Consider the following 16,342-nt stretch of genomic DNA (forward strand, 5'->3'; position numbering starts at 1 on the left):
CTTCTTAACAGGCATCGGTCGTCGGGCAAGCCGATCTGGATTGCCCAGCCGCTTCGGAACCCAGCCATTCCTGGCGTCATATGAGAGAACGAAATGACAAAGTTTAAGCTCGAATACATCTGGCTCGACGGTTACAAGCCCACCCCGAACCTGCGCGGCAAGACCCTGATCAAGGAATTCGACGCTTTCCCGACGCTTGAGCAGCTTCCCTTCTGGGGCTTTGACGGTTCCTCCACGATGCAGGCCGAAGGCAGCAGCTCGGACTGCGTGCTGAAGCCGGCTGCCGTCTATCCGGATCCGGAGCGCAAGAACGGCGTTCTCGTCCTCTGCGAAGTCATGATGCCCGATGCCAAGACGCCGCATCCGTCCAACACCCGCGCTACGGTCCTTGAGGACGACGGCGCCTGGTTTGGCTTCGAGCAGGAGTACTTCTTCTACCAGAGCGGTCGCCCACTCGGCTTCCCGGACGCCGGCTTCCCCGCGCCGCAGGGCCCCTACTACTGCGGCGTCGGCTTCAGCAATGTTGGCGACGTGGCCCGCAAGATCGTCGAAGAGCATCTCGACATCTGCCTGGCTGCCGGCATCAACCATGAAGGCATCAACGCCGAAGTCGCCAAGGGCCAGTGGGAGTTCCAGGTGTTCGGCAAGGGCTCGCGCAAGGCTGCCGATGAAATCTGGCTTGCCCGCTACCTCTTGCAGCGCCTGACTGAAAAGTACGGCATCGACGTCGAGTACCACTGCAAGCCGCTCGGCGACACCGACTGGAACGGCTCGGGCATGCACGCCAACTTCTCGACCGCCTACATGCGCGAAGTCGGCGGCAAGGAATACTTCGAAGAGCTGATGGCTGCTTTCGCCGAAGCTCGTGCCGACCACATCGCCGTCTACGGCCCGGACAACCACATGCGCCTGACCGGCAAGCATGAAACCGCCTCGATCCACCAGTTCAGCTACGGTGTTGCCGACCGTGGTGCGTCGATCCGCGTTCCGCACAGCTTCGTCAACAACGACTACAAGGGCTACCTGGAAGACCGCCGCCCGAACTCAAAGGGCGACCCCTACCAGATCGCTTCGCAGATCCTGAAGACGATCTCCACGGTCCCGACCGACGTCGAAAAGCGCGAAGCCGCCTGATTTGTCTCGCCCGTCGCGCACGAGGGCGCCGGGCCAAATCGACGGGGTCGAGCTTTTCGCGACCAAAAAAAACGCCCCGCGGTTTGCGGGGCGTTTTTTGTTTGCTGGTCAACTGACGGCTCAGGCCGCGCGCACGAAATGATCCGGTTCGACCTCGCGGATCGTCGCCTGATCTGCCGCCGAGCGGCGGCGCGTTTCGTCTGCTTGGGCGGAACTGACCTGCGCATTCGGATCGTCGAAGCGGACATCCGGGTCGGGCACCGCCGACAGCAGCAGCTTCGTATAGGGATGGGCCGGGTTGTCGATGACCTTGCCGGTATTGCCCCACTCGACGATCTGGCCGGCATACATCACGGCGATATCCTCGGCCACATAACGGGCAGTCGCGATGTCGTGCGTGATGTAGAGCAGGCCGAGGTTCATCTCCCGCTTCATTTCGCTCAAGAGATTGAGCACGCCGAGCCGCACGGAAACGTCGAGCATCGAGGTCGGCTCGTCCGCGACGATGACCTCGGGCTTGGCCGCGAGCGCCCGGGCGATGTTGACGCGCTGGCGCTGGCCGCCGGAAAGTTCGTGCGGGTATTTCGGCGCGACGATGTCAGGATCGAGCTTCACTTGCCGAAGCAGCGCCTTGATCTCTTCGTTGACTGCTGTGCCCCTGATGTCAGGACGGTGCAGCATCAGCGGCCGCTTCAGGTGGTAGGCGATGGTGTGGGCCGGATTGAGCGAAGCGAAGGGATCCTGGAAGATCATCTGCACCGAACGGCGGTAATCGGCGATTTCCTTGGATCCGGCCGCGTCGACGGGCTTGCCCTTGTAGAGCAGCCGTCCTTCGCTCGGCTCGTATTCGCGCATGGCGATGCGAGCGCAGGTGGTCTTGCCGCTGCCGGATTCGCCGACGACGGCGAGCGCCCGCCCGGCATGCAGCGAGAAGGATATGGATCGCGCGGCACGCACGGCAGACGGGCCGTTGCCGAAGGTCTTGCTGACCTTGTCGAGCGTCAGGATGGGTGCGGATGAGCCGGTCATCTGAGAACGCCTCCGTGCAGCGAGGGGAAGGAGGCCCAGAGCTTCTTGGTATAGTCGTGCTCCGGTGTCCGGTAGATGGCGTCGGCGGCTCCCTGTTCGACCAGTTTGCCGCCGAGCATGATGCCGATGCGGTCGCAGAACTGCACCATCAGCCCGAGGTCGTGGGTGATGAAGAGCACGGCAAAGCCGAGCTTGCGCCGGAGTTCGTTGATCCGCTGCAGGATTTCGCGCTGCACCACGACGTCGAGCGCCGTCGTCGGCTCGTCCATAACGATAAGGCGCGGATTGAGCGCCAGGCAGATGGCAATGACGATGCGCTGGCGCATGCCGCCGGAAAACTGATGCGGATAGTCGCGCATCCGGTCGGGTGAAATATCGACAAGCTTGAGCATCTCGGCGGTGCGTTCGCGCGCTTGCGCGCGGGTGATGCGCTTGTGCGTCCTCAGCACGTCGTAGAACTGCTGCTCGATGCGCAACACCGGGTTCAGCGAGTTCATTGCGCTCTGGAACACCATCGCCACTTCGCGCCAGCGAAAGTCGGCCAGGTCCTTCTGGTCGAGATCGAGCACGTTGCGGCCGTCGAGCAGGATGGCGCTTTCCTTGCGGATCAGTGCCGGCGGTTTGTGCAGGCGGCTGATGGCAAACGCGATCGTGCTCTTGCCGCAGCCGGATTCGCCGGCAAGGCCGAAGACTTCGCCGGGGGCAACGTCGAAGCCGACGTCGTCGACGGCGCGGAAGTCGTTGGTCTCGCCAATGTAGTCAATGGTCAGGTTTTTGACCGAAAGCAAAGGTGCGGTCACAGGCGGCCCTCCCCGGAGCGGATGAGTGCGGACCAGCGGCCGAGCCGGTTGCCGGTGCGAAGCCGCGGATTGGCGATCTCGTCGACAGCGAAGTTGAGCAGCGACAGGCCGATGCCGAGGAAGGCAAGCGCGAAGCAGGGCGTCAGGATGTCCCACCAGGCGCCGACCGAAAGGGCGGATGCCTTCTGCGCGCCATAGAGCATCGTGCCCCAGGAAACGACCTTGGGATCGCCGAGGCCAAGGAACTCCAGCGTCGCCTGGGTGATGATCGCGAAGATCACGCTGCCGATGAAGTTGATGCCGACGATCGAGATGAGGTTCGGAAAAATCTCGAAGGTCATGATCCGCCAGCGCGGCTCGCCCATCATTTCGGCCGATTTGACATAGTCCTTCTGCTTCACCGAGAGGGTTTCGGCGCGGGTGACGCGTGCGCCCCAGGCCCAGGAGGTGCCGCCGAGAATGAGCGCGATGACCCACGGGCTCGCCTGGCCGATGAAGGCTGCAAGGACCAGGAGAAGAGGCAGGTTCGGGACGACGAGCACCATGTTGGTGAAGAAGCTGATGACCTCATCCACCTTGCCGCCGCGGTAGCCGGCGATGATGCCGAGCGCGGTGCCGACGGCTGTGATCAGAAGCCCGGCGCCGAAGCCGACCGCAAGCGAGGTGCGTGCGCCATAGAGGAGACGGGTGAAGACGTCCTGGCCGATGCGCGTGGTGCCGAGCCAATGCTGAAGCGATGGCGCCTGGTGCGGGCGGCCGACGCGGGCGCCCGGGTCGTAGGAGGTTAGCAAGGGAGCTGCGATCGCGACAGCCAGGATGAAGGCGACGATCAGGGCGCCGACCATGGCCTTGCGGTTGTGGATGAGCGGAAAGGAGGAGGTCTTCATATCACGCCCTCTTCAGTCGCGGATCGAGCAGCACATAGCTGACATCGACGACGAAGTTGGCGACGAGCATGGTGGCGGTCATGATCAAGAGCTGTCCCTGGATGACGGGGTAATCGCGGGCGAGGATCGCCTGGTAGAGGATGTTGCCGAGGCCGGGATAGTTGAACACGACCTCGGTCACCAGCGAACCGCCAAGCACCGTGCCGATGGCGATCGCGAGGCTCGACACGGTCGGCAGCAGGGCGTTGCGCGCCGCATACCAGAGCATGACACGGGTATCTGAAAGCCCCTTGGCGCGGGCCATGACGATATAGTCTTCGCCGAGCAGGTTGATCATGTTGTTGCGCATGGTCACGGCGAAGCCGCCGGTCAGAACGGCACAGAGCGTCAGCATCGGCAGGATGCCGTGATAGAGCAGGCTGCCGATATATTCGAGCGTGAAGGCCGGATCGAGTGCCGGGTCGGCGGCATAGCCGGTCGGGAACCAGCCGAGCGTGAAGCCGAAGGTGAAAACGACGATCAGCGAGGTGACCACGGCCGGAACCGAGGTCGCGAAGATCGCGCCGACGGAAACGATGACGTCGAACAGGCTGCCGCGCCGCCAGGCCGCGAGAATGCCGAGGAAGGTGCCGAGCGCGAAGCTGACCAGCGTCGCCGTGCCCATCAGGCCGACGGTCCACACCAGCGCATTACCGAGCACCGTGGTCACCGGCAGCGGGAAATACTTGATCGAGCGGCCGAGATCGCCGCTGAAGATGCTGCCGAGATAGGTGAGGTACTGCTGCCAAAGCGGCCCGTCGACGAAGCCGAAGGTGAGTTTCAGGGCCTGCAGGCTTTCGGGCGGCAGTTCAGCACCAGCGCTCGAAAACATGATCTGCACCGGATCGCCGGGCATCAGCCGCGGCAGGAAAAAGTTGATCGTCGCCGCCGCGACGAAGGCCGCCAGATAAAAGCACAGGCGGCGTAGCAGAAAGGCCATCGGGAACTCCATCGACTGCGGCCGCCGCGTAGGCGTCAGGCGGTCTTCGTGTCGGATCGTCGGGCAAGCGCAGGGACGACCGCGTGGCGGACGAAGGACGCCCGCCACTGTTTGCGCATCGTGATGAGGCGCCCTCCCGGAACGTCGTCCGTGAGAGCGCCGCGTCTCGGATCGGTTTATTTCACCGGCTCAAGCGCCAAGAGGTGCAGGAGACGCGCCGGGTTGTTGCGGGTGATCGAGGGATTGACGAAGGGGTTTTCCGCCGTCGCCCAGCCCTTGAAGCGCTTGGTGTTGTACTGGTACCAGTTCGGGTTGTTGAACACCGGCATCATGGGCATGTTCTCGGCGACGATGCGCTGCGCCTTGTTCATCGCTTCCTTCTGCTTGGCCGGGTCAGCCGTCTGCGTGAACTCGGTCAACAGGGCCTCGACTTCCGGATTGAACCAGCGTTGCGAGGTGAAGCGGGTCTTGCCCTTGTCGCTCGAGCTGAAGGCGCGCTTGTAGGGGTAGTAGGGCGAGGCGGACGCCGGCAGGCTGTTGATCGCGGCGTCGAAGGTGCCGTTGATCAGGTTGCCGGTCCAGACAGCCTCTTCCGGCGTCTCGATCTTGGCATCGAGGCCGACGGCCTGTAGGCCTTCGACGGCGATCGTCACGGTATCGATCCAGTCGGTCCACGAGCTCGGAACGATGATCGAGAAGGAGATCTTGCTGCCGTCGGGGTTGTCGCGGAAGCCATCGCCGTCCTTGTCGGCATAGCCGGCCTCGTCGAGCAGCGCCTTGGCGGCATCGGCATCGTACTTGCCGTACCTGCCGAAATCAGCCGCAACCGACGGATCGGCCCAGCTCTTGTAGAGCTCGCCCATGCCGGCCGGGTCTTCGTTGAGCGTCGGGTAGCCGTAGCCGGCGACGTCGACCATCGTGCCGCGGTCGAGCGCCATCGAGGCGGCGCGGCGGAACTTCACGTCGTTGAAGGCCTTGCGGTTGTTTTCGTTCGCGGTTTCCTGGTTGAACAGGAAGGCGACCATGCTGCTCGGCGAATACCAGAAATGGAAGTGCTCCGGATCCTTGGCGACGTAGACGTTCTCGATATCCGGAATGAAGGAGACGCCCCAGTCGAGCGTGCCCGACGCGGTCGCCGTCAGGATCTGGTTGTTGTCGGCGAGCTGCGGGAAGCGTACGCAGTCGACCTTGAGGGTTGCCGCATCCCAGTAATGCGGGTTGCGGCACTGGTCGTAGGTCTGGCCGGTGAAGCGCGGAATTTCGGTCAGCGGACCGCTGCCGACAGGCGTTTCGTTGGCGAAGGTCACCGGCTCGGCGACGTCCTTCCAGACGTGCTCCGGCACGATCGGCAGCTGCGCGAGCTGTTCGGCGGCGAGCGAGCTCGGATTGGCGAGGGTGAACCGTACGGTCTGGGCATCGACCGCTTCGACGCCGGTGATGAAGGTCCAGATACTGACGAAATCGAGCGCCGGGAACTTCTTCAGGTAGTCGTAGGTGAACTTGACGTCGGTCGCCGTCAGCGGCTTTCCATCCGACCACTTCAGATTCGGCCGCAGCTTGAATTCGATCGACTTCAGGTCGTCCGAGAGCTTGAAGCTCTCGGCCAAGCGGAAGACCGGCTTGTTGTCATCGAAGCGATTGAAGACGACGAGCGGCTCATAGATGAAATCGAGCGTGCTCTGGCGCGCCGAGGTCTGGTTGAACGGGTTGAAGTTGCGAACCCAGGTGGTCGCCGGCTCGATATTGGCCGTCAGCACGGTCTGTGCCGCGGCCGGGCCGGCGATGAGGGCGAGCGCGGTGGCTGCGCCGAGAAGCGATTTTTTCACGGTAGTTCCCCTTTTAGATCGCTGGGATTTCTTTTTTCGGTCAGGCAACGAGGGCGCTGTTGAACATGTCCTCGACTTCCGCATGCACGGCGCGCACGTCGACTTTGAGCGTGCCGAGCCGGGAGTTAGCGGCCTCGATGCGCTTCTGCGCGGCGGCGGTCAGCGGGCTTGCGGCCTTGGCTGCCGCTTCGCTTTCAGCGAGATCGCCATGGCTGTGGAGCGCGATGTCGAAACCGGCATCGAGCACCTGGCGGACGCGCTCTGGCAGGGTGCCGCGCAGCGATTCCATGAAGATGCAATCGGAGATGAGCACGCCGTCATAGCCCATGTTGTTGCGGATGACATCGTGCATGACCGGCGAGATCGACGCCGGCAGTTCCTTGTCGAAGGCCGAGTAGACGACGTGCGCGACCATGGCCCAGGGCGTGTCGCGCAGAGCAACGAACGGCTTGAAGTCGGTGGACGTCAGCAATTCGCGCGAGGCGTCGACGACCGGGCGCTCTTTGTGCGAATCGAGCGTCGCGCGGCCGTGGCCGGGAATGTGCTTCATGACCGGCATGTTGCCGGTCTCGAGCAGGCCGTCGACCACTTCGCGGCCGAGTGCTGCAATGAAGTCCGGGTCGGCGCCGAAGGCGCGGGCGCCGATGACGGAGCTCGTCGTCGAGAAGACGAGGTCGAGCACCGGCGAGCAGCCGCTCGTCAAGCCAAGCTCGCTCATCATCGTGCCCATGGCCTGGCTCGACAGGCGCAGCGCCTTCTTGCCGAGGGCGAAGTCACGGCGGGCGAGTTCTGCGAATTCGCCAAAGGAGCGGAACAGCGGCCAGGGACCGGCGTCGAGATGCTGGACGCGTCCGCCTTCCTGGTCGGTGAAGACGGGTGCGTCTTCGCGGCCGACCGCTTCACGGAAAAGCTCGATCAGCACCTTCACCTGGCCGGGTTCGCGCAGGTTGCGGCGGCCGACGAAGAGGCCGAGCGGATTGGTTTCGCGGAACAGCGCGAATTCGTTGTCTGACAGCGTGGGGTTCGGAAGGCCGACGAAGAGGGCGAGCGGGGTCGAGGACATTGGGAGGCTCCGATAAATGGAAATTACTTGGAAGGGCGACGCAGCATGCCCTGGTAGATCCCCTTGTCGGGGGCGGGGATTGGCACGGCGCCAACGGTCTTTGCGTAGAAATCGACGGGGCCGGCATCGCCGATGAAGGCATAGGCGTGACCGAGCGTCTTCATGGTATCGAGACAGCCGGATAGCAGGGCGACGCCGATGCCCTTGCCCCGGGCTACGGGGTCGACGCCCGTCGGGCCGAAGAAGCCTGGCGCCGTCGTGTCATAGCAGGCAAATCCGAGGAGCTTGCCGTCATCGACCGCGATGAGGCAGGCGACCGGTCGGCGTGTGAAGGCGACAGTCACTTCACTTGCCCAGTTTTCGCTGAAATTCTCGCGCACCCAGTCGACGACCAGGCCCATTTCCGGCGGCAAGGCGGGACGGATCGTCACCTTGTCGGTTTCGGTTCTGCGCTTGAGTTCACCGAGGATCGGCGAATACAAGCTCACCAGCATGTCAGGCATATGCTCCTCCACATATTCCCTTATTAAGGAATTGCTGCCTTTGTAATGCAATAGATGGAGCCAACCCGCCCGGCTTGTCAATCGCCAATCGTCAGATTCGGGGGGCTATCCTCTTTTCGCGCCCTCAGACATCAGCTGATGAAGCGCCCCGGAGGCCGCGGCAATGGGGCGAAACCCGGTCTCTATCGGTTGCGTGGCTGCGGCGGTGGGGGTGGAAAAAAGGCGGCTGGAAGAGAGAGCAGAGTGTGCCGCCCCTCGAAATTGCACGTTTGTACAGCTTTGTTCTTGAGTTGTTCGAAATATATCTTGATTTACAAAAACACTAAGTATCGATATTCATGCGCTCATAAAGTGTACGCTTAAGAAGAATTCTCCAATTTCGAGCACGACCAAGTATTTCTTGAGAAGAAAAGTATCATTTTCCTGCTTGCCGCCTGCATGGCTATTCTGCGGGACGCGTCAGAATGAACAGCGCGGGAAGCGCCATCGCCGCCGCAACGATGACGGCCAGCGTCAGGCTGGGATTGCCGAGAAAAAAGAAGAGGCCGAAGCTTGCGGCCATCAGGCTCACCGCGCCGGTTTTCGCGCGCTTGGAGATCGCTCCCCTTTCACGCCAGAGCCGTAGTGAAGTCCCGAAGACGCGATGGTTGAGCAGCCATTGCTCCAATCGCGGCGATGCGCGGGCGAAGAGCCCCGCCGCTAGAAGCAGGAACGGGGTCGTCGGCAGGACGGGTAGAAAAGCCCCGACGACACCCAGCCCGACCATCAGCCACGCCAGGCAAAGACAGAGGATGCGAAGGGCGGGATTCATGCGGTGGCTCCGATGAGCGTCATGCTTCGGATGTCTCGACCGATGCTGTCGCGGACGTTTCGCTTGGCGGCCAGCGGCGAAGCGCCTCGGCCCCGACCTCCGTCAGGGCGTAGATGCCACGGTCGATCCGCTCGAACCAGCCATAGACATTGCTGAGCAGGATCTTGGCGGCGTCGGGCGCCACAGCACGAAGGTCGCGTGGGCGTAGCTCACCGTTCTGCAGGGCAGCCGCACAGGCCAGGGCCTGCTGCCGGTAGGCGGTCATGATCGGTGAGCGCGTGGCGCCGCCGGCGGTTGGGTCGCCCCTGCGGCGGCGGTGCTCGCTGATCAGGCGCGACCGCTTCCGGTTGTTCTTGCGTGGCAATATTGCGGAGGCCGCAAGAATGACGTCGACCATGCCGTTGTCGGCAACCGACAGCATGCCGAACCCAAGCCTGCGGCAAAGATCGCGGAAGCGGCGATCGCTTTCGCGCCCTTTGCCCTTGGCCGAAACGCGGGCCGCGATCCACACCTCGTCGCCGGCAGTGGCGCGGTCGACGGCCTGCAGGATCAACTCGAGATTGAAGCTCAGCTTGAGCTCGCAGATGACGACGAGCGGCGGTTCGTCATCGCTCAGCGCAACCATATCGCAGCCGCCGATCTCGCCCTTGACGCTGTAGCCGCGGGTTTCGAGGAAGGTCTTGATCGGCTGATAGAGGGTCGTCTCCAAACCCGGGAATCCTGTTCTTGTCGAAATCGGGGAGGTTCAAGCAGTGAAGCATCATTGTGAAGGAGACTAGCAGATAACCCCGATCACCGGACTTGTCATCACGTCGCAGCGACAAAGCGGGCTGACTTCGTTGCCCTGCGGAGCCCGCCGAAGCAGTAGCAACCTCGCTTCGTCCTAACCTTGTGTTGTGCTATGATGCTTGCATGGGCGTCCTCCTCGGAGGCGTCGGGCATGCGAGGTTTTGACGACTGATGTTGCGAATCCTCACGCTGTTGTTTGTTCTGATCTCGTCCTTCGCGTTTCCAGCTTCATCGCGGGCCGAAAACGATCGGGTCGCCTTGGTGCTGCATGTCAACGGCGCCATTGGCCCGGCGACGGCCGAGTATGTCAGGCGCGGCCTGACGAAGGCAGAAGAGCGTCGGCTCCCGCTGGTGGTCCTGCAGATGGATACGCCTGGCGGTCTCGACACATCGATGCGCGAGATCATCCGTGCGATCCTCTCGTCCCCAGTGCCCGTGGCGAGCTACGTTGCACCGAGCGGCGCGCGCGCGGCGAGCGCCGGCACCTATATCCTCTATGCCAGTCATATCGCGGCCATGGCGCCGGGTACGAACCTCGGCGCTGCAACGCCGATTGCGATCGGCGGCGACATGTTCGGTCAGGGTAAGGACGGCGATACCGGCAAGAACGACGACAAACAGCCGGCGGCGCTGAGCGCTGCCGAGGCGAAGATCGTCAATGATGCCGTGGCCTATATCCGCGGGCTCGCGGAGTTGCGGGGGCGCAATGTCGATTGGGCCGAAAAGGCGGTGCGCGAGGCTGCGAGCCTCTCGGCTGAAGCGGCTGTCCGGGAAAAGGTCGTCGATTTTACCGCCACCACGATCGCCGATCTCTTGAAACAGGCAAACGGCCGGACCGTACATGCGGGGCAGCGGGAGATCGTGCTCGATACGGCGGGGCTTGCAACCGAAGACTTCGTGCCCGACTGGCGCACCCGGTTACTTACGGTGGTCACCGATCCCAATATCGCGGTCATTCTGATGATGATCGGCATCTACGGTCTGATATTCGAGTTCCTGTCTCCGGGGTCGGTGGCGCCGGGCACGATCGGCGGCATCAGTCTGCTGCTCGGGCTCTATGCGCTTTCCGTGCTGCCTGTCAGCTTTGCCGGCATCGGGCTGATCCTGCTCGGGATCGGATTGATGGTCGCCGAAGCGCATTCGCCATCCTTCGGCGTGCTCGGCGCTGGCGGCAGTTTTGCACTGGTCCTGGGCGCGGCCATCCTCTTCGACACGGATACGCCGGGTTTCGCGGTCTCCTGGTCCGTGCTGGCAGCGCTTGCGGTTGCAAGCCTCGGCTTCAGCCTTTTGGTCGCGCGGCTCGCTTTCAGCTCGCGTCGCCATGCGGTGGTGACCGGCGGCGAGCAGATGATCGGCCTCGCCGGCACGGTCGATAGCTGGACGGGGGCCGGCGGCTACGTCTTCGCCCATGGCGAACGTTGGCAGGCCGTCAGCACGGAAACGCTATCGAGAGGCGAGAATGTGAAGGTCATAGGACGAAACGGACTGACGCTCGAAGTGATCCGCGACGGGCAAAAGGCATAGCGCCGGGGATCCGGTGAGGGCGCTGGTGAACGCGCCCGGAATGGAGGAATGGTCATGGACATGTTCGGGAGCCTTGCTCCTTTTGCCGCGTTGCTGGTGCTTATCATTCTCGTCATCGCCTATTCGATCCGGATCCTGCGCGAATACGAGCGCGGTGTGGTTTTCACCCTCGGCCGGTTCACCGGCGTCAAGGGGCCGGGGCTGATCCTGCTGGTGCCCTATGTGCAGCAGATGGTGCGGGTCGATCTCAGGACCCGGGTGCTGGACGTGCCGAGCCAGGACGTCATTTCCCATGACAACGTTTCAGTCCGCGTCAGCGCCGTGATCTATTTCCGGGTCATCGATGCCGAGAAATCGACGATCCAGGTCGAGGACTTCATGATGGCGACCAGCCAGTTGGCGCAGACCACTCTGCGTTCCGTGCTCGGCAAACATGATCTCGACGAGATGCTGGCCGAGCGCGACCGGTTGAACGACGATATTCAAAAGATCCTCGACAGCCAGACGGATGCCTGGGGCATCAAGGTGGCGACCGTCGAAATCAAGCATGTCGACATCAACGAGAGCATGGTGCGGGCGATTGCCCGCCAGGCCGAGGCCGAACGCGAACGGCGCGCGAAGGTGATCAATGCCGAGGGCGAGCAGCAGGCTGCGGCCAAGCTGCTCGAGGCTGCCGAGATCCTGTCCAAGCAGCCTCAGGCCATGCAACTTCGCTATCTGAGCACGTTGAATGTCATTGCGGGCGAGAAGAATTCGACTGTCATCTTCCCGTTCCCCATGGAGCTCGGCGGCCTGCTGGGCTTCAAACCCGACAAGCCGACCGGCCAGACGCAGGGGTGATCAGGCTGCCTTGTCGAGCCTGGCGACCGCCAAGAGATCGTCGACAGCACCGGGTGCGGCCGCAAGAACCGGAGCCCAGTGCGTCAGAGCCTCGCCGCGCGTCGGGAAGGGCAGTGTCCAGCCGCCGGCTTCAGCCACCAGGCAATAGCCGCCGAGGCAGTCCCAGGCATGCATGTAGGGTTCGTAGTAACCGACGAGGCGACCGGCGGCGACATAGGCGATCATCAGTGCGCCGGAACCGTTGCGCATGAAGTTGCCGCCGTTCGAAAGTAGGCGCTCGACGATGGCGCCCATCTCGCCAGGCTTCACCTGATCGTTGGCGCCAAGCCCGGTGACGGCGTTGCGGATCGTGCGTGTGCCATCGAGACGAAGCGGCTTGCCGTTCAGCGTTGCGCCCTTGCCCGCAGCGGCGGCGTAAAGTTCCTGATGGCAGGGCGAATGGATCACGCCGATGACCGGTTTCTCTGCATAGACCACCGCGATCGAGACGCACCAGTTCGGCATGCCGTTGACGAAGGGCGTGGTGCCGTCGATCGGGTCGAGGACCCAGGTGAATCCGGATGTGCCGTCGAGAAGGCCATGTTCCTCGCCGAGCACGCCATCCTCAGGAAACGCCGCGGCGATCTTCTCACGGATCAGGGTTTCTACGTTGCGGTCGGCGATCGAGACGACATCGTGGGCGTCGCGTTTGGTTTCGATGACGAGCGTTTCCCGCTTCAGAAAGTAATCGTAAGCGAGCCGGCCTGCCTCCTCGGCCATGGATTTGGCAAGCGCGAACCGGGCGTCGAGGCCGGCAATTTCAGCAGTCATGCAAGTGTCCTTCTCGTATCTAGTTGTAAAAAGTCATGCGTCAATCAAAGCCAGACCGCGGTTGCGGAAACCGATCGCGACCTCCGTTGCCGGAGATAGCATCTCCTCGACCGCCTGATCGACAACAAACAGGAGACCGGTTGCCGTTTCGACCTCGTATTCGACATGGCCGCCGAGATAGGCGGCGCTGCTGATCGTGCCGGAAAGAGCAGCACCCTTGGCCGGTGTGAGGGTGACCGCATTCGGCCGCACCGCCAGCTTCGACGGGCCGGGACGCGCGTTCCGCGAGGGCAGGCGGTGTTCGAAGCCGCCTATGCGGATCGTGGCGTGACCGGCGTCAGCCGCTGTCACCTCGCACGGTAACACATTGGCCTCGCCCATGAAGTCGGCGATGAAGGTGGAAGCAGGCGCCTCGTAGAGGTCGCGCGGCGCGCCTTCCTGGGCGATGGCGCCATCCTTCATCACGATGATACGGTCAGAGACGGCAAGCGCCTCGTCCTGGTCGTGGGTGACGTAGACGGCGGTAAAGCCGAGGCGCTGCTGCAACTCGCGGATTTCGGTGCGCACCTTGCGGCGCAGGCGCGCGTCGAGGTTGGAGAGCGGCTCATCGAGCAGGAGCACCTGCGGCTCGAGCACGAGCGCGCGGGCAACGGCGACGCGTTGCTGCTGTCCGCCGGAAAGCTCCGCCGGGAGCCTTTGGCCAAGACCACCGAGGCCGACAAGCTGCAGGCCCTCTTCGGCCCGCTCGCGGGCCTCCTTCTTCCTGATGCCGGAGGATTCGAGGCCGTAGGCGACGTTGTCGAGCGCCGACATGTGCGGGAAGAGCGCATAGGACTGGAAGACCATCGACACGTCGCGCTCGTTGGCCGGCAGCATGGTCACGTCCTTCCCGCCGATCAGGATCTTACCGGCGGAGGGGTGTTCGAGGCCTGCCAGCATGCGCAGCGTCGTCGTCTTGCCGCAGCCGGAAGGGCCGAGCAGGGTCACGAGCGTACCGGGCTCGATGGTGAGCGACAGGTCGTGAATGGCGGTGAAGCTGCCGAACTGCTTGCGCACGTTCCGGAAGACGACCGAGCCGGTGCGCGGGATGTTCGTGTGGGTGCTCATGCGGTTTTCTCCTGGGGGATGGTGGTGGCGGACGAACGCGCGGGTGCGGCGCCGAGAACGCGGTTTTCGCGCCTCAGCTTGCGTTCGCCGACGAGGAGTTGCAGGCCGGTGATGACGGTGATCATCACCAGGATGAGAGCCGAGGAGTAGGCGATCGCCACACCGAATTCACCGTTTTCGACGAGGCCGACGATATAGGCGGTGGCCATGTTGTATTCGGCGCTGACGAGGAAGACGACGGCGCTGATGGAGGTGATCGCCCGGACGAAGGAATAGACGAGGGCAGCGACGATGGCCGGCCTCAAGAGCGGCAGGATGACCTTGCGCAGCGTGCGGAAGCTCGTTGCCCGAAGCGTCAACGATGCTTCGTCGAGGCTCTTGTCGAGCTGGCTCATGGCGGCAATCCCGCCGCGTACGCCGACCGGCATGTTGCGGAAGACAAAGCAGGCGACGAGGATCAGTGCCGTACCGGTCATTTCGAGCGGTGGCAGGTTGAAGGCGATGATGTAGCTGATGCCGATGACCGTGCCGGGGATGGCGAAGCTCAGCATCAGTGCGAATTCGAAGACGTCGCGGCCGGCAAAGCGCTGGCGCACGATGAGATAGGCCGTGAGCAGCCCCACCAGCGCCGTCAGCGGAGCTGCGATCAGCGAGATCTCCATGGTCGTCCAGAAGGAGTTCCAGGCAACGCCGGTCCAGGCGATCGCGCCGTCGGCAAACGATATCGAGAAGGCCTTGGCGTAGTGATCGAGCGTCAGCGAATTGTCGAGGCCCCAGGTTTTCACGAAGCCGCCGAAGAGGATCATGCCGTAGACGACGACGGTGAAGATCATCCAGGGGATGACGATCGCGTGGACGCCGATCGAGATGGAGCGTGGGAGCGCACTATGGGCGCCGGAGTCTCCCTTGCCGGTCACGGTCGAATAGTTCTTGCCGGCGAGCCAGTAGCGTTGAGCCAAAAAGGCCGAGAGCGTGAAGCAGAGCAGGATGATCGCCAGAACCGCTGCGCGGGACGGGTCGTTCTGCGCGCCAACGACAGCGAAGAAGATTTCGGTCGAGAGCACACCGTGGCTGCCGCCGAGCACCAGCGGATTGCCGAAATCGGCCATGCTTTCGATAAAGCCGATGAGGAAGGCGTTGGCGAGGCCGGGTTTCATCAGTGGCAGCGAGACGTTCCAGAAGGTGCGCCAGCGATCGGCGCGCAACGTCTGCGACGCTTCTTCCATCGACGGGCTGACACCTTCGACGACGCCGATGAGCACGAGGAAGGAGATCGGCGTGAAGGAAAGGACCTGGGCGATCCAGATGCCCGTCAGACCATAAAGCCAGCGGCCGGGCTCGATACCGAAGGCGTCCGAGAGAAACTCGGTGACGACGCCGGCGCGGCCGAAGAGCAGGGTCAGCGCGAGGCCGATGACGAAGGGCGGCGTGATGATCGGCAGCACCGTCAAGAGCCGCATGCCCTTCTTGAAGGGAAAGCGGGTGCGGGTGGCGACGAGCGCGAAGGCAAGGCCGAGCAGCGTCGAGCCGGATGCTGTCATCAGCGCCAGCCACAGGGTTCGCCAGGCGACGCCACAGCGGCCCTCGCCGACGACGCAGCTCAAACTCCAGATCGAGGCGTCTTGGATATTGCGGATGAAACCGTCCGGCTTGAACGAACCGTCGAAGTCCTGAACGGACGCCGCAAACATGCTGCCGACCGGGTAGAAGACGAAGACGATCACGAGGGCAACGAGCAGGGAAATCGCCGCCACGATAAAGGAGTCGCCCTTCAGCACGCCGCGCTCGGCAAGCCCGAAGGCGAACATCAGAATGAAGGCAAGCGCCAGAAGCACGGAGCCCGCGCCCATTGACGGCTGACCGTCCGAAAGTGGCCCGAACAGGGTCTCGCTGATCGTCCAGGTCCAGCCGGTGAAGCCGATCGCGAGCCCCTGAACGGCGAGATAGAGGACGCCGGTTGCTCCGGCGACGGCAAGCAGAAGTCCGCGGCGTGCGGGATCGCGGACAAAGCGCGCTGCCGCGCAGATGCCGAGCAGCACCAGCGCCACGATCAGCCATGGCTTGCCATGGGCGAAGATCTGCATCAGGCCGGGGGCAACGGCCGGATCCCCGGGGAAATCGGCAAGCCAGCCGAGGCCGAAGAAGCCGCCTTCGATGCGATACCAGGGGACAGCCAAGAATGCGGCCAGTCCGAGCCCGAGCGTGAGGTCGAGCCTGCGGTTGCGATGTTCCATGACGGT

General features: G+C 63.3%; 15 protein-coding genes. 3 read left to right on the forward strand and 12 right to left on the reverse strand.

The genetic code is table 11. The features are described from left to right. Positions 1–93: 93 nt before the first annotated feature. The gene (locus LAC81_RS31155) at positions 94–1,134 is read left to right on the forward strand and encodes a glutamine synthetase beta-grasp domain-containing protein (RefSeq protein WP_223728515.1); all 1,041 of its coding nucleotides are present in this window, start codon (positions 94–96) and stop codon (positions 1,132–1,134) included. Between the two features lie 120 nt (positions 1,135–1,254). On the opposite strand, the gene LAC81_RS31160 is transcribed toward LAC81_RS31155, so the two are convergent. The 9 genes from LAC81_RS31160 to LAC81_RS31200 form a co-directional block, all read right to left on the reverse strand. After that, positions 1,255–2,163 carry an ABC transporter ATP-binding protein gene (locus tag LAC81_RS31160; RefSeq protein WP_223728516.1) on the reverse strand — a complete coding sequence of 303 codons (909 nt, stop codon included), beginning with the start codon at positions 2,161–2,163 and terminating at the stop codon, positions 1,255–1,257. Next, the gene (locus LAC81_RS31165; RefSeq protein ID WP_223728517.1) at positions 2,160–2,963 is read right to left on the reverse strand and encodes an ABC transporter ATP-binding protein; all 804 of its coding nucleotides are present in this window, start codon (positions 2,961–2,963) and stop codon (positions 2,160–2,162) included. The genes LAC81_RS31160 and LAC81_RS31165 overlap by 4 nt, the downstream gene beginning before the upstream one ends. After that, positions 2,960–3,850 carry an ABC transporter permease gene (locus tag LAC81_RS31170; RefSeq protein ID WP_223728518.1) on the reverse strand — a complete coding sequence of 297 codons (891 nt, stop codon included), beginning with the start codon at positions 3,848–3,850 and terminating at the stop codon, positions 2,960–2,962. Before LAC81_RS31170 ends, LAC81_RS31165 begins: the two co-directional genes overlap by 4 nt. A gap of 1 nt (position 3,851) precedes the next feature. Then, a complete protein-coding gene (locus LAC81_RS31175; protein ID WP_223728519.1) occupies positions 3,852–4,829 on the reverse strand; it encodes an ABC transporter permease in 978 nt (325 codons plus the stop codon). Positions 4,830–5,005: 176 nt separating this feature from the next. Next, positions 5,006–6,655, reverse strand: a complete 1,650-nt coding sequence (locus tag LAC81_RS31180; RefSeq protein WP_223728520.1) for an ABC transporter substrate-binding protein — start codon at positions 6,653–6,655, stop codon at positions 5,006–5,008. A gap of 40 nt (positions 6,656–6,695) precedes the next feature. Further along, the gene (locus tag LAC81_RS31185) at positions 6,696–7,718 is read right to left on the reverse strand and encodes a glycoside hydrolase family 3 N-terminal domain-containing protein (protein WP_223728521.1); all 1,023 of its coding nucleotides are present in this window, start codon (positions 7,716–7,718) and stop codon (positions 6,696–6,698) included. 23 nt (positions 7,719–7,741) lie between these two features. After that, a complete protein-coding gene (locus tag LAC81_RS31190) occupies positions 7,742–8,221 on the reverse strand; it encodes a GNAT family N-acetyltransferase (protein ID WP_223728522.1) in 480 nt (159 codons plus the stop codon). Between the two features lie 442 nt (positions 8,222–8,663). Beyond that, positions 8,664–9,032, reverse strand: a complete 369-nt coding sequence (locus LAC81_RS31195; protein ID WP_223728523.1) for a YbaN family protein — start codon at positions 9,030–9,032, stop codon at positions 8,664–8,666. A 19-nt stretch (positions 9,033–9,051) separates the two neighbouring features. Then, on the reverse strand, positions 9,052–9,741 hold the full coding sequence (locus tag LAC81_RS31200; protein WP_223728524.1) for a DUF2161 domain-containing phosphodiesterase: 690 nt from the start codon (positions 9,739–9,741) through the stop codon (positions 9,052–9,054). Between the two features lie 251 nt (positions 9,742–9,992). On the opposite strand from LAC81_RS31200, the gene LAC81_RS31205 reads away from it, so the two are divergent. Together LAC81_RS31205 and LAC81_RS31210 are read left to right on the forward strand one after the other, a co-directional pair. Then, positions 9,993–11,345: an NfeD family protein gene (locus LAC81_RS31205; protein WP_223728525.1), complete on the forward strand. Its 1,353-nt coding sequence runs from the start codon at positions 9,993–9,995 to the stop codon at positions 11,343–11,345. 54 nt (positions 11,346–11,399) lie between these two features. Beyond that, the gene (locus LAC81_RS31210) at positions 11,400–12,185 is read left to right on the forward strand and encodes a slipin family protein (protein WP_223728526.1); all 786 of its coding nucleotides are present in this window, start codon (positions 11,400–11,402) and stop codon (positions 12,183–12,185) included. Here the strand turns inward: LAC81_RS31210 and LAC81_RS31215 are convergent, their stop codons facing one another. From LAC81_RS31215 to LAC81_RS31225, 3 genes are read right to left on the reverse strand one after another with little or no spacing between them, the layout of a single operon-like run. Then, positions 12,186–12,995, reverse strand: coding sequence for an inositol monophosphatase family protein (locus LAC81_RS31215; RefSeq protein ID WP_223728527.1), 810 nt, complete (start codon positions 12,993–12,995; stop codon positions 12,186–12,188). Between the two features lie 33 nt (positions 12,996–13,028). Then, complete coding sequence (locus tag LAC81_RS31220; protein ID WP_223728528.1) at positions 13,029–14,102, reverse strand: ABC transporter ATP-binding protein; 1,074 nt, start codon at positions 14,100–14,102, stop codon at positions 13,029–13,031. Next, on the reverse strand, positions 14,099–16,336 hold the full coding sequence (locus LAC81_RS31225) for an ABC transporter permease (RefSeq protein WP_223728529.1): 2,238 nt from the start codon (positions 16,334–16,336) through the stop codon (positions 14,099–14,101). The genes LAC81_RS31220 and LAC81_RS31225 overlap by 4 nt, the downstream gene beginning before the upstream one ends. Positions 16,337–16,342: the final 6 nt, after the last annotated feature.

The sequence above is a fragment of the Ensifer adhaerens genome (genome assembly GCF_020035535.1).
Classification (GTDB): domain Bacteria; phylum Pseudomonadota; class Alphaproteobacteria; order Rhizobiales; family Rhizobiaceae; genus Ensifer.